The 13,625-nt window shown below is 65.8% G+C and carries 12 protein-coding genes and 2 pseudogenes; 7 read left to right on the forward strand and 7 right to left on the reverse strand.

Annotation, left to right across the window (positions count from 1 at the left end):
* Nucleotides 1–190: 190 nt before the first annotated feature.
* Both ABIA42_RS16845 and ABIA42_RS16850 read left to right on the forward strand, forming a co-directional pair.
* Entirely contained in the window at nt 191–1,447 is a 1,257-nt protein-coding gene (locus tag ABIA42_RS16845; RefSeq protein ID WP_370123107.1) for a GNAT family N-acetyltransferase, read from the forward strand.
* Nucleotides 1,448–1,507: 60 nt separating this feature from the next.
* Complete coding sequence (locus tag ABIA42_RS16850; RefSeq protein WP_370123104.1) at nt 1,508–1,933, forward strand: HIT family protein; 426 nt, start codon at nt 1,508–1,510, stop codon at nt 1,931–1,933.
* A 3-nt stretch (nt 1,934–1,936) separates the two neighbouring features.
* Here the strand turns inward: ABIA42_RS16850 and tsaA are convergent, their stop codons facing one another.
* From tsaA to ABIA42_RS16870, 4 genes are all read right to left on the reverse strand, one after another.
* Nucleotides 1,937–2,428 carry a tRNA (N6-threonylcarbamoyladenosine(37)-N6)-methyltransferase TrmO gene (gene tsaA / locus ABIA42_RS16855; RefSeq protein WP_370123101.1) on the reverse strand — a complete coding sequence of 164 codons (492 nt, stop codon included), beginning with the start codon at nt 2,426–2,428 and terminating at the stop codon, nt 1,937–1,939.
* A 30-nt stretch (nt 2,429–2,458) separates the two neighbouring features.
* A complete protein-coding gene (locus ABIA42_RS16860) occupies nt 2,459–2,809 on the reverse strand; it encodes an AzlD domain-containing protein (protein WP_370123099.1) in 351 nt (116 codons plus the stop codon).
* Nucleotides 2,806–3,546 carry an AzlC family ABC transporter permease gene (locus tag ABIA42_RS16865; protein ID WP_370124069.1) on the reverse strand — a complete coding sequence of 247 codons (741 nt, stop codon included), beginning with the start codon at nt 3,544–3,546 and terminating at the stop codon, nt 2,806–2,808. The genes ABIA42_RS16860 and ABIA42_RS16865 overlap by 4 nt, the downstream gene beginning before the upstream one ends.
* Nucleotides 3,547–3,767: 221 nt before the next feature.
* Nucleotides 3,768–4,721, reverse strand: coding sequence for a transglycosylase SLT domain-containing protein (locus ABIA42_RS16870; protein WP_370123096.1), 954 nt, complete (start codon nt 4,719–4,721; stop codon nt 3,768–3,770).
* Nucleotides 4,722–4,809: 88 nt separating this feature from the next.
* Between ABIA42_RS16870 and ABIA42_RS16875 the strand changes: the two genes are divergently transcribed.
* On the forward strand, nt 4,810–5,448 hold the full coding sequence (locus ABIA42_RS16875) for an HAD family hydrolase (RefSeq protein WP_271529468.1): 639 nt from the start codon (nt 4,810–4,812) through the stop codon (nt 5,446–5,448).
* Between the two features lie 27 nt (nt 5,449–5,475).
* Here the strand turns inward: ABIA42_RS16875 and ABIA42_RS16880 are convergent, their stop codons facing one another.
* Nucleotides 5,476–6,492: a carbon-nitrogen hydrolase family protein gene (locus ABIA42_RS16880; RefSeq protein ID WP_370123092.1), complete on the reverse strand. Its 1,017-nt coding sequence runs from the start codon at nt 6,490–6,492 to the stop codon at nt 5,476–5,478.
* Nucleotides 6,493–6,682: 190 nt separating this feature from the next.
* Here ABIA42_RS16880 and ABIA42_RS16885 point away from each other — a divergent pair, with 190 nt between their 5' ends.
* From ABIA42_RS16885 to ABIA42_RS16895, 3 genes are all read left to right on the forward strand, one after another.
* Nucleotides 6,683–7,639, forward strand: coding sequence for a helix-turn-helix domain-containing protein (locus ABIA42_RS16885; RefSeq protein WP_370123090.1), 957 nt, complete (start codon nt 6,683–6,685; stop codon nt 7,637–7,639).
* Between the two features lie 292 nt (nt 7,640–7,931).
* Entirely contained in the window at nt 7,932–8,957 is a 1,026-nt protein-coding gene (locus tag ABIA42_RS16890) for an aldo/keto reductase (RefSeq protein WP_370123087.1), read from the forward strand.
* Nucleotides 8,958–9,072: 115 nt separating this feature from the next.
* Entirely contained in the window at nt 9,073–9,411 is a 339-nt protein-coding gene (locus ABIA42_RS16895; protein ID WP_370123085.1) for a cytochrome c, read from the forward strand.
* 32 nt (nt 9,412–9,443) lie between these two features.
* Here ABIA42_RS16895 and ABIA42_RS16900 read toward each other — a convergent pair whose 3' ends face one another.
* Complete coding sequence (locus tag ABIA42_RS16900) at nt 9,444–9,683, reverse strand: hypothetical protein (protein WP_370157201.1); 240 nt, start codon at nt 9,681–9,683, stop codon at nt 9,444–9,446.
* Between ABIA42_RS16900 and ABIA42_RS16905 the strand changes: the two are divergent.
* Nucleotides 9,571–10,924, forward strand: a pseudogene (locus ABIA42_RS16905) (MFS transporter). The gene ABIA42_RS16900 and the pseudogene ABIA42_RS16905 sit on opposite strands and share 113 nt — an antisense overlap.
* A 99-nt stretch (nt 10,925–11,023) precedes the next feature.
* Here the strand turns inward: ABIA42_RS16905 and clpA are convergent.
* Nucleotides 11,024–13,434: pseudogene (gene clpA, locus ABIA42_RS16910) on the reverse strand (ATP-dependent Clp protease ATP-binding subunit ClpA).
* Nucleotides 13,435–13,625: the final 191 nt, after the last annotated feature.

The raw sequence follows: 13,625 nt of genomic DNA on the forward strand, positions 1-13,625 counted from the left end.
TCTCGTGTCCCGGACGCGCTGCAACGCATCGCGTTGCTGCGCAGAGCCGGGACCCATCTCTCCGCGAGCGCGCTGCCACATGGGCCCCGGCTCAGCAGCGCACCACTAGGTGCTGCGCTGCGTCCGGGGCACGAGACCTGTGTTCCTCCACCCCTTGAAGTCGCTGCTGCAATGCACGATCTTGGGCGCAATGGCATCATCCGACATTACGCTCGAGGCCGTACCGTCCATAGGCGAAGTCTCGCCCGAGGATTGGGACGCTTGCGCCAATCCCGGCAAGGCTCTTAACGAAAAGGCTTGCAAGGGGCATGGCCTGGGAACCTCATCCGCCCTTCCAGACGATTCTCTTGGGCTCTCAAGACCTACCTATAACCCGTTCGTCTCACACGCATTTCTATCCGCCCTCGAGAAATCGGGCTCGGCGACCATCCGCACCGGCTGGGGTCCGCGGCACCTCGTGGCCAAGGTCGACGGCCGCGTCGCCGGCGTCGTGCCCTGCTATCTGAAATCGCACAGCCAGGGTGAATACGTCTTCGACCGCGGCTGGGCGGACGCCTATGAGGGCGCCGGCGGGCGCTACTATCCGAAGCTTCAGGTCTCGGTTCCCTTCACGCCGGCGACGGGGCCGCGGCTGCTGGTCCGCGACGACATCGACCGTGCGCAGATCACCGACGCCCTGGCGAGCGGCTTGGTGGCGCTGTGCGGCGTCAGCAAGGCGTCCTCGGTCCACGTCACCTTCGCGCGCGAGGCCGAATGGAAGCTGCTCGCAGAGCACGGCTTCCTCCAGCGCACCGACCAGCAGTTCCACTGGCACAACGAGGGGTTTACGAGCTTCGACGATTTCCTGGCGACGCTGAACTCCCGCCACCGCAAATCGATCAAGCGCGAGCGGCGCGACGCGCTGGCCGCGGGCATCACGATCCACTCGCTGACGGGCAAGGACATCACCGAGGATGCCTGGGATGCCTTCTTCGAATTCTACATGGAGACCGGCTCGCGCAAATGGGGCCGGCCTTACCTGACGCGCGAGTTCTTCTCACTGATCGGCGAGACCATGAGCGAGGACGTGCTGCTGGTGATGGCCCGCCGCAACGGCCGCTGGATCGCGGGTGCGATCAACTTCATCGGCTCGGACACGCTGTTCGGCCGCAACTGGGGCGCGGTCGAGCATCATCCGTTCCTGCATTTCGAGGTCTGCTACTATCAGGCGATCGACTTCGCGATCAGACACGGCCTGAAGCATGTCGAGGCCGGCGCGCAAGGCGAACACAAGATCGCGCGCGGCTACCTGCCGCGCACCACCTACTCCGCCCACTTCATCGCCGATCCGGGACTCCGCCGCGCCATCGACGATTACCTCAAGCGCGAGCGCGCCTATGTCGCGGAGGCCGGACGGGAGCTCGCCGAGCTCGGCCCGTTCCGCAAGGGCGCCGATGAGGCGCCTTGACGCCTCGCCGCCGCTGGTGACAGTAAGTGCAAAGTCTCGAGGAGCCGCCGAGGAGCTACCATGACCGCCTACGACACCAACAACATCTTCGCAAAGATTCTGCGCGGCGAGCTGCCCTGCTACAAGGTCTACGAGGACGAGCACGTCATCGCCTTCCTCGACATCATGCCGCGCACGCCCGGCCACACCCTGGTGATCCCCAAGGCCCCTGCCCGTAACATCCTCGACATCAAGCCGGACGACTACGCCCATGTCGCCCGCGGCGCGCACAAGATCGCGGCCGCCGCGATGAAGGCGTTCGAGGCCGACGGCATCACCGTGCAGCAATTCAACGAGCCGGCCGGCGGACAGGTGGTGTTTCACCTGCACATGCACGTGATGCCGCGCCACGACGGCGTCGCCATGCTGCCGCCGGCGAGCCGCAAGGAAGACGCCAAGGTGTTGGAAGAGCACGCGGCCAAGCTGATCGCGGCTTTGAAGGGCTGATCCTCATTCCGTCTGGAAATCCCCCGGCTGCGGCGCGGCCAATGGGGTGAACTCGCAACGGTCGGGCTTGATGTCGATCAGCGGCGTGTTGTCGAGGCAATCGAGCCCACGCACCAGGATCGCATTGCCCTCGATGCCGACCAGCTTCACGATCGATGTGCCGATCGGGTTGGGCCGAACCGGCGAGCGCAGCGAGAACGTGCCGCGGGTCTTCTCGTTGTTCTTCGGGCTTTGCAGGATGATGTCGCGGCGCGACTGGTCGAGCCAGTAGAGCACTTCGAGATTGCTGTAGAAATCGACGCCCTTGATCGCCGGCACGAACGGCTCGAAGATCTCGAGCCGGCATATCGGGCCGTCCTGACGCCCCTGTCGCGGCGTCTCCAGACGCGACGTCCAGGGCGTGCGGATACGGCCGATGAAGACGAGCCCGGCATCTTGCGTCGGCGGCAGCTCGATGGCGACCTCGCCCCCGCGGAGCTCCTGTTCGCGAACCATATTTCAGTTCCTTGCTGTTCGCCGGCGGTTTTAGCCCAACCACCACTTGCCGGCCAGCATGAAGACTTCGCCCGTGACCACGCCGGCGAAGATCGAGCGGCGGGTCAGCAGGAAGACGACGAGTCCGGCACCGACCGCGCCATAGCGCAGCGCGTCAGGCACAGTGGCAAGCGCCCCTGGCGGCTCCACCACGATCTGGGCGATGACGCCGGCCAGGATCGCGGTCGCGACCGCCCGCACCCAGACCAGCAGCTCGGAGCCCTCGTCGATGCCGCCGCCGAACCACAGACCCAGCATGCGCCAGATCTGGTTGGGAACGACGCCGGCGACGAACAGCACGACGAGCGCCTGCCAGTCGCCGATGAGCTGCGCGTAGCTCATGCGCGCACCTCCCGCCACCAATGCACGCCATAGGCGATCGTGCCGGCCGCCACGCCGCTGACGAGGATGTCGAGGCCGGAGTTCATCTTCGCGGCCAGCGGATAGAGCAAGATCCCGAGCGTCAGCGCGACGACGTCGGCGACCTCGCGGCTGTTGCGCGCGGTCGAGAACAGGAAGGACAGCGGCGTCAGCAGCAGGATCGCCGCTCCCAGCGTCTGCGTCAGATTGGCGGCGAGGAAATAGCCGACGGTGTTGGCGACGAGGCACACCGAAACGAGGCCACAGCCGAGCCCGTGGACGAAGGCGATGCGCCGCTGCCGCGGCACAAGCGGCAGGAAGCGATGGCATTCGACCCACAGCGTCACCGCGGTCAGATGCGCGGCGAAGACCAGCTCGCGTCGTTTCGTCGTCGGCGTGCGCATCAGCGGCAGCACCGACACGACCATTGGAAACAGCCGAATGGCGCTCACGGTCACCGCAATCGCGGACTGGATGATGGTCGCGCCGGAGCCGAGCGTGGTGATCAGGATGATCTGTGCCGGCCCGGCCCAAACGAATAGCGTCGAGCAGAGCGCCCAGAGCAGGCTGAAATGGGTGTCGTGGGCAAGCGCGCCGATGCCGAGATAGGTCACGAACAGCACGATGGTGAGGATCGTCTGCGTGATCGAGCGCAGTCCCCACGCAAACGCGCGCCACGGACTTTGCCATTGAGGGGAATCGAGTGGAGGAAGCGCCACGGAGAGCTTTGGCTGGTGAGGAATCCTGGCGGCATAACGCGCGAGACGGCGGCGCGCGTCAAGGAAGGGCACGGCGGGGCTGACATGCGCGAGGCCCAGGACCACCGTCGTCATTCCGGGGCGCGCCACTTGGCGCGAACCCGGAATCCATCTCGCGACGGTCTCTGTAGCCCGATGGATGCTTCGCATCGCCCCGGAATGACGCCCAGAGCGAATGCGCTCTACCCGCTCACACCGCGGTTCTTCAGCACGAAGCAGGCGCCGCCTGCCTTGCGGATGCGGTTGCACAGATCATCGGCCTCGGCTCGGGTATCCGCGCCGATACGGACCTGGTAGAAGGCGCGCGTGCCGCGGCTGCGCATCACCGAGCTTAGCAGGCTCGGGTCACGCTCGCCGATCACGGCGCTCAGTCTCGTGACCGCCCTGGAATACATCGCCAGCGCCTTGTTGCGGTCGAAGCCGGCCGCGAGCTGCACGCCCCAGATCTTTGCGGCGGCAAGCTCCACATGCTGCTCGAGCTCGGCGACGAACGGGTTCGGCGCGCGCTTCAGCAGCGCCATCAGATCACGGCAGCTCGTCGGCGGTGAACTCGGCGGCCCCTTGCCGGTGCTGCCGGCCTTGGCCCAGGCGTCGACGCTCGTGCCGGTGATGGCGAAGACGTAGTTGCGGGTCTGCTCCGGCATCGGGCCGGTGCCGGCGAGCCATTCCTGCACACGCCGCGGACCGGCATTGTAGGCAGCCGCGGCGAGGCCGAGATTTCCGAACTGGTTGCGCAGCTCGTTCAAGAACTCGGCCGACTTCGGCAGCGCCTGCACCGGATTGAACGGATTGAGCAGCCCACGCTCGCTTGCCGTGCCTGGCATGAACTGCGCGATCCCTTGCGCGTGCTCCCCGTTGCGCGTCATGGGGCCGACCGCATCGGCCTGGAAGCGGCTTTCCTGCCAGATCACCCGGGCGAAGAATTCGAGCGGGAGATTGGCATCGCGCGCAGCCGCCTCCACGATCAGGCAGATCGACTCCCGCGTGTCGCTCTCGCGCGCGTCCGCGGGTTTCTCCGCCGGCTTCGCGGGCTCCTCGGCATTCGGAGGCGCGACGGGAGGCCGCGTCTCCTCTGCGAGCGCCGGCGACAGCACGAGGGCGTGGCACAAGACTGCGATGACCCGAGCTATTCGCATGGCATTGACGCTATCGGACAAATCGGACCTTGACTTGGAACCCCAGCCAATTAGCACGAGCGGCAGTAACAACGCAGGTCCCGCCCGGATGGTGACAATCTTTTTTGATCTCGACGGCACGCTGACCAATCCCAAGCCGGGGATCACGCGATCCATCCAATACGCCCTGGATCGGCTCAACCAGCCTGTCCCGAGCGAGGACGAGCTGACCTGGTGCATCGGGCCGCCGCTGCATGCCAGCCTGAAAAAGCTCACCGGAACCGACGAACTCGCCGACCGCGCGCTGCTGCTCTATCGGGAGCGCTTCAGCGATATCGGCCTGTTCGAGAACGAAGCCTATGCCGGCATCATGGACACCCTCACGAGGCTTGCCGCGACAACACCGCGCATGTTCGTCGCGACCAGCAAGCCCGCGGTCTACGCCACCCGCATCGTCGATCATTTCGGCCTGAAGCCGTATTTCGAGCGCGTGTTCGGCTCCGAGCTTGACGGCACCCGCGTCGACAAGCGCGACCTGCTCCGCTATGCGCTCGACGAGGCCAGGGTCGAGGCGAACAACGCGATCATGATCGGCGACCGCAGCCATGACGTGGTCGGAGCCAGGACCAACGGCATGACCGCAATCGGCGTGCTCTATGGCTATGGCAGCGAGGCCGAGCTGCGCGATGCCGGCGCGCACCATATCTGCGCCGCACATCCGGAACTGCTCGGGCACTGCGTCGCCTAACGTAAGCCCGTCTTCGCGCGGCGACGCTCAGCTTGCCGCCGCCGCGATCTCCGTGGGCTCGACGGTGTCGACCGGCAGCGCGAACTGCTCGACGCGCTGGTACCGCTTCTTGTTGAGCAGAAGCCGCGTCACGTCGGGCCGCGAATAGTGGCCGGCCGGGTCAGCGGCGTTCTTGGCGACGCCGATGACGCCAAGGTCGATCTCGGCGATCAGCAGCCCTTCCTGGTCCGGCGCCAACTTCTCGCCGATCTGGCTGCCGTCGGGGCCGTAGATCGCGGCAAACCCGCCGCCGGCATGCAGCAGCGCATGCTTGTCCGGCCGGTCGCAGAGCTCGTCGATCATGGCCTGAGACACCGTCGCGCAAGGCGCCAGCACGAAGCAGGAGCCCTCCACCGCATAGACGCGCGAGGCGGCGTTGTTGACCTCGGCTCCCAGCGCTGGCGCGAAGGGATCGTAGAGCGAGAAGCTCGGCCAGGCCGCGACATGGACCTGCTCGTTCTGGGCATACATCGCGTATTTCGACAGCGGCTGGAGATGCTCCCAGCAGCATAGTGCGCCGAGACGGCCGATGTCGGGTCGCGCATGCACGGCAAGGTCGCTGCCGTCACCCTCGCCATAGACGGTGCGCTCGGCATGGGTCGGCCGCAGCTTGCGGCGCCTTGCGATGGTCTCGCCGTCGGGCCCGATCAGCCATTGCGCCAGATAGAGGCTGCCGCCATCGCGTTCGGACAGGCCGACCACGGCGGTGAGCTTTGCCTTGCGCACGGCCTCGCGCAGCCGCTCGGCCTGCGGGCTGTCGTAGGACAGCGAATTGTCGAAATAGCGCTGCACGAAGCCGCGGCCGATCGCCCAGGCCGGCGAGTCCATCCAGATGTGCCAGGGGTAACCGGGGATGAAGGCCTCGGGAAAGGCGATCAGCTTGGCGCCCTTTTCCGCGGCCTCCCTGATCAGCGCGATCGACTTGTCGATCGAGGCGTCGAGGTCGAGCCAGGCCGGCGCCGCCTGCACCACCGCGACCTTGTATTTCGGATGCTCGATGCCCATTCCCGCCTCCATTGCCGGTTGATCGGAAACCACGTCCGATGCAGTCTATTTGGCCAAGCTAGGCGGCCGGGCGCTCGACCACGGCGGAACAAAAACTCGACTGGGAAGGGACCGTCGGTCGGTACGGGATTTGCCTCCGGCAGGCTGGATCCCCGGCGATTGTGCAGGGTGTGAAAGGGAGGCTGTCCAGATGACAATCCAGTTCACGACGGACGGCAGCCCCGGCTATCGGCGGCTCGCGCTCTGGCAGGACATCGTCTGCGACGTCTTCGTCGGCCTCGACTGCAAGTCCGATCTCGGCAGCGCCTTTCGCGGCTCGGTCACGCAGGCTTCGCTCGGCAAGGCGGCATGCTCCGAGGTCTGCTCGGACCGCCAGCACGTGTTCCGCACGCCCTCTCGCATCGCGCGCTCGGACCAGGATTTTGTTCTCATTGCCCTCGGCAATCGCGGCAGCGGCGGGGTTGTGCAGGATGGCCGGGAGACCGTGATCCACCCCGGCGAGTTCGCGCTCTATGACACCACGCGCCCGTACGAACTGAAGTTCAACGACGCCTTCACGCAGACCATCTTCAAGGTGCCGCGCGAGATGCTGCGGCGCCGGCTCGGCGGCACCGAAACGCTGACTGCGATGTCGTTCGGAGCCGACGCGCCGCTCGAGCGGCTCGCCTATGATTTCATCTTCCGGCTTTGCCAGAGCGCGGACGCGCTGGCCCCGGACACCGCCGCCGCGCTGTCGGAACAGGCGGTCGATCTGCTCGCCATGGCGCTGAGCGACCGGCTCGGCAGGACATCGCTGCCGTCCTCGACCCACCGCTCGGCCCTGCTCTACCGGTTGAAGGCGCACATCCGCGCGCATCTCTCCGATCCCGACCTCTCACTCGCGGAGACCGCCGGCGCGCTCGGCATCTCGCCGCGCTACGTCAACGATCTTCTCGCCGACGAGGACACCTCCTTCCAGCGCCATGTTCTTGCCGAACGCCTCGCCCGATGCCGGTGCGACCTCGCCTCGCCCGTGCTCGCCCATCGCCACATCAGCGAGATCGCGTTCGGCTGGGGCTTCAACGACCTCTCGCATTTCGGCCGCGTCTTCCGCGAGCATTTCGGAATGTCGCCGCGCGACTTCCGGCAGAGCCAGTTGCGGCATTGAGATATGGGTGTGACCGCGATCCGGTGCTGGTCGTGATGGCTGGAGCCCGACGCTTCCGCCGCGGCAGGCGGATGATGCGGACGCGCGCGCTTCCTCTCACCCGCAACGAGGCTCGAAGTTCAATCTTTGGTGACGACGTTCGGCGCGCGCGTTGCGAGGCTGCATTCGACGATATGCGCCTACCCAAGCAAGGCCGGTATGTGAGCGCGTGATAGGACGCAGCGCCTGCTTGCATTACCATCGGCCCGCAAGGCCGTACCGATCAACCAGCGGCCAGCCGAGGAGCAGAACGATGGAATACCGACGCTTGGGCAGTTCAGGCCTCATGGTGCCCGCCCTCAGTCTTGGCACCGGCACCTTCGGCGGCGTCGGCCGCCTTGCGGCTTGGGGCACGACCGACGCGACCGAAGCGCGGCGCCTTCTGGACATCTGCCTCGAGGCCGGCGTGTCGATGTTCGACACTGCGAATGTCTATTCTCTCGGCGAATCCGAGCGGGTGCTCGGCGAAGCGATCAAGGGCCGCCGCGACAAGGTTCTGATCTCGACCAAGGCGACGTTCCGCTTCGGCGAGGGCCCTAACGATATCGGCTCGTCGCGGCAGCATCTGCTCGCGGCCATCGATGGTTCGCTGAGCAGGCTCGGCACCGACTACATCGACCTGTTCCAGCTGCACGGCTTCGACGCCTTCACCCCGCCCGAAGAGGTGCTTGGCACGCTCGATGTGCTCGTGCGCGCCGGCAAGATCCGCTACGTCGGCGTCTCGAATTTCTCGGGCTGGCACCTGATGAAATCGCTCGCCGTCGCCGACAAGCACGGCTTTCCGCGCTACGTCGCCAACCAGACCTACTATTCGCTGATCGGGCGCGATTACGAATGGGAGTTGATGCCGCTCGGGCTCGACCAGGGGTTGGGTGCCGTGGTCTGGTCGCCGCTCGGATGGGGACGCCTCACCGGAAAAATTCGGCGTGGCCAGCCGAAGCCGGAAGTCAGCCGGCTGCCCAAGACGGCCGAGTTCGGACCGCCCGTGCCGGACGAGCATGTCTACCGTGTCGTCGAGGCCATCGACGAAATCGCAAAGGAGACGGGCAAGAGCGTCTCGCAGATCGCGCTCAACTGGCTGCTCCAGCGTCCGACCGTTTCGACGCTGATCATCGGCGCGCGCAACGAGACCCAGCTGCGCGAAAATCTCGGTGCGGTCGGCTGGTCCTTGACCAAGGACCAGGTCGCAAAGCTCGATGCAGCGAGCACGGTGACGCTGCCCTATCCCTATTGGCACCAGCGCGTGACCTTCACCGACCGGAATCCGCCGGCGGTGTAGGATACTTGAGCTGCATCAAGCCCGCCTGCGTCGGCCGTGACACGCTGCGGCACTCGCGATGCTGCCGCGCCGATTTGCCATGAAGGCCCTGCGCTGGGAATGATGGACATGAGCGATGAATAGGATCGCGCCAGCGCTGCTGGCCGTTGGCGTTCTGTGGAGCACGGCAAGTCAAGCCCTGGATCTCCAACAGCGGCGCGCCGAAGCACTGCTGCAACGGATGTGCGCGCAGTGCCACGCGGTCGGCAGGACGGGCAAGAGCCGGAACGAACTGGCACCGCCCTTCCGGAACCTCGGCGAGAACAAACTCTACGATCCCGACTTCGTGCAGCGCCTCCAGGACGGCTACAGCAGCATCCACCGCTCGATGCCAACGCCTCGATTCGGCCGAGACGACGCCGAGGCCGTGGTAAGCTACCTCAGGGCGATTCAGGAGCCACGGAAGCCGAAATAGGACTGGAATCGTCCAGGCTTTGGCTGGAACCATCACGGGTCGGACCAGGTTGCGGACCAGCAACCGCGTCTCGAGCAAGCACGCTTCACGATGTCATCGACCACCATCGAGCACGCCGACGGCCTGCCGCAGCCACAGCGCAACCAGGCAGTGCTGACGATTGCGCTTGGCATCATCATGGCGGTGGTCGACAGCGCCATCGCCAACGTCGCACTGCCGACGATCGCGGCCGACCTCGATGCAAGCCCGGCCTTCTCGATCTGGATCGTCAACGGCTACCAGCTAGCGATCACGATCTCACTTCTGCCGCTGGCTTCGCTCGGCGAGATCGTCGGCTATCGCCGCGTCTATCTGGTCGGACTGGTGCTGTTCACGCTGGCCTCCGCATTGTGCGCGCTGGCGCACACGCTGCCGCTGCTGACGGCCGCGCCGCATCCTCCAGGGCTTTGGCGCCGCCGGCATCATGAGCGTCAACGCGGCGCTGGTGCGCTTCACCTATCCGCGCAGCCAGCTCGGCCGCGGCATCGGGCTCAACGCGCTCGTGGTCGCCTTCTCGGCTGCGGTCGGACCGACGCTCGCCGCCGGCATCCTGGCCATCGGAAGCTGGCCCTGGCTGTTCGCGATCAACGTGCCCCTCGGTGCGGTGACATTGCTGATCGGCCTGCGCAGCCTGCCGCACACCAAGCCAGCGAGCCGTTCCTTCGACTGGCAGAGCGCGGGCCTGTCCGCGATCACGTTCGGTGTCGGCATCGCCGCCGTCGACAGCGTCGGTCATGGTGAGGCCGCCATCACCTGCATCGCGCAATTCGCCATCGCCATCGTCGCTGGCGCGCTGCTGATCTATCGCGAAACCCATAAGAGCTCGCCGCTCTTGCCGGTCGATCTGTTACGCATTCCGGTGTTCGCGCTGTCGATTGCGACTTCGATCGCATCGTTCTGCGGGCAGATGCTGGCCTTCGTCGCGATCCCCTTCTATCTCCAGAGCCGCTTCGGCTATTCGGCCGTGCATATGGGGCTCTTGATCACGCCCTGGCCGATCGCGGTGGCATTCGCAGCGCCCCTTGCCGGCCGCCTCGTCGAGCACTATCCGGCGGGCCTGCTCGGCGGCATCGGGCTCACGCTGTTCGCCTGCGGTCTCGCCGCGCTGGCCTTCCTGCCCGCAAGCCCGACCCCGCTTGACGTGATCTGGCGCATGGCGCTGGCCGGTGCCGGCTTCGGCCTGTTCCAGACCCCTAACAACCGCACCATGATCGCGGCCGCCCCGCGCGAGCGCGCCGGCGGCGCAAGCGGGATGCTGGGCACGGCGCGCCTGCTCGGCCAGACCACGGGGGCAGCGCTGGTGGCGCTGCTGCTCGGACGGTACCCGGTTGAGGGCACCAGGCTGGCGCTCCTCGTCGGCGTCGGATTTGCGCTCTGCGGCGCGGTGCTGAGCATGCTGCGGCTGTCTCCCGTGGGCGCGCGCGGCGCCGAGCACGTTCGCGTCCAGGACGATCAGCGCCTGCGGGGAGACTAAAAGGAGCCAGGCCCAGTTCCCGCGGCCCTCGACGCCGACATCGGCGCCAACAAAAAGGCCGGCTTTGCAGCCGGCCTTTTCGATTTCATCGCGTGCAGATCAAGCCTTGACCAGCGGGCCCTTGGAGGTCGGCCCCTTCGAGCCGCCGGGACCGCCCGGCTTTGACTTGCCCGGCGGGCGCTTGCGAGCACCCGGGAGCTTCTCCTGCTTCGGCGTGACCGGACCTTCGACGAACTCGAAGCCGATCTTGTCCTTGGTCTCGTCGGCCTCGTCCTTCACCAGGACGACGCGGACGTGGCCGCCACCCTTCAGCTTGCCGAACAGCACCTCGTCGGCCAGCGGCTTCTTGATGTGCTCCTGGATCACGCGGGCCATCGGCCGCGCGCCCATCTGCTCGTCGTAGCCGTGCTGGACCAGCCAGGTCTTGGCCGGCTCGGACAGCTCGATGGTGACGTCGCGGTCGCCGAGCTGCGCTTCGAGCTGAAGCACGAACTTCTCGACCACCGTGCCGATCACCTCGACGCTGAGATGACCGAACGAGACGATGGCATCGAGACGGTTGCGGAATTCCGGCGCGAACTGCCGGTTGATCGCCTCGTGGTCGTCGCCTTCCCGCTTCGAACGTGTGAAGCCGAACGCCTGCTTGGCGAGATCGGAAGCACCCGCGTTCGTGGTCATGATCAGGATCACGTTGCGGAAATTGACCTGCTTGCCGTTGTGGTCGGTGAGCCGGCCGTGATCCATGATCTGCAGCAGCACGTTGTAGAGATCGGGATGCGCCTTCTCGATCTCGTCAAGCAGCACCACGCAATGCGGATGCTGGTCGACGCCGTCGGTCAAGAGGCCGCCCTGGTCGAAGCCGACATAGCCGGGAGGCGCGCCGATCAGGCGCGACACGGTGTGCCGCTCCATGTATTCGGACATGTCGAAGCGCAACAGCTCGACGCCGAGGCTTGCCGCGAGCTGCTTTGCGACCTCGGTCTTGCCGACGCCGGTGGGCCCTGAGAACAAATAGCAGCCGATCGGCTTCTCCGGCTCACGCAAACCGGCGCGCGCCAGCTTGATCGATGCGGCGAGCGACTCGATCGCCTTGTCCTGACCGAACACGGTGCGCTTCAGCGTCGTTTCGAGATGCTTGAGCACCTCGGCGTCGTCCTTCGACACGCTCTTCGGCGGGATCCGTGCCATCGAGGCGATCGTGGTCTCGATCTCCTTGATGCCGATGGTCTTCTTGCGCTTGTTCTCGGCGACCAGCATCTGCGCCGCACCCGACTCGTCGATCACGTCGATCGCCTTGTCCGGCAGCTTGCGGTCGTGGATGTAGCGCGAGGAGAGCTGAACGGCGGCCTCGATCGCCTCGTTGGTGTACTTCAGCCGGTGGTAGTCCTCGAAATACGGCTTGAGACCCTTGAGGATCGCGCGATCGCGTCCTCGACCGTCGGCTCGTTGATATCGATCTTCTGGAAGCGCCGCACCAGCGCGCGGTCCTTCTCGAAGTGCTGGCGATATTCCTTGTAGGTGGTCGAGCCCATGCAGCGGATGGTGCCCGACGCCAGCGCCGGCTTAAGCAGGTTGGAAGCATCCATCGCCCCACCCGACGTGGCGCCCGCACCGATGACGGTGTGGATCTCGTCGATGAACAGGATGGCGTTGGGATGCGCCTCGAGCTCCTTCAGCACCTGCTTCAGGCGCTCCTCGAAGTCGCCGCGATAGCGCGTGCCGGCAAGCAGCGTCCCCATGTCCAGCGAGAACACGGTCGCGGCCGCCAACACCTCCGGCACCTCGCTGTCGACGATGCGCTTGGCAAGACCCTCCGCAATCGCGGTCTTGCCGACGCCGGCCTCGCCCACGAACAGCGGGTTGTTCTTCTGCCGCCGGCACAGCACCTGGATCGCGCGGTTGATCTCGGAATTGCGTCCGATCACCGGATCGATCTTGCCGTCGCGTGCCTTCTTGTTGAGGTTGACGCAATAGGTCTCGAGCGCCTCGCCCTTCTTCTTGGCGTCCTCGTTGCCCTTGGTCTCGGTCTCCTCGTCGACGCCGCGCACGGGGCGCGCCTCGGAGACACCCGGACGCTTGGCAATGCCGTGGCTGATATAGTTGACCGCGTCATAGCGCGTCATGTCCTGCTCCTGCAGGAAATACGCGGCATGACTCTCGCGCTCGGCAAAGATCGCGATCAGCACATTGGCGCCGGTCACCTCTTCGCGACCGGAGGATTGCACGTGGATCACCGCGCGCTGGATCACGCGCTGGAAACCGGCGGTCGGCTTGGCGTCGTCGGCGCCATCCGTCACCAGGTTTTCGAATTCGGTCTCAAGGTAGTTGACGAGGCTCGTACGGAGCTTGTCGAGATCGACGCTACAGGCGCGCATGACGGCGGCTGCATCGGAGTCGTCGATCAGTGAGAGCAAAAGATGCTCGAGCGTCGCGTATTGGTGATGACGCTCGTTTGCGATCGCCAGCGCACGATGCAGGGATTGTTCAAGGCTTTGGGAAAAAGTCGGCATTCGCGTCCTCTATGGCCCCCACCATCATGATCGTCATCGCCCGGTCAGGCAACAACAACCTTTGTCACATATAGTTATACAAGACCGCGGCGAAAGACCGGTTCCGCGACTCGGCGGCGACACACCTGCGGTATTTTCAATGCAAAACCCGTTCCGATTTGGGCGGGATCGGCGCCGGCGCGGAATTTCGT

It is taken from the genome of Bradyrhizobium sp. USDA 327 (genome assembly GCF_041262065.1).
Lineage (GTDB): Bacteria > Pseudomonadota > Alphaproteobacteria > Rhizobiales > Xanthobacteraceae > Bradyrhizobium > Bradyrhizobium liaoningense.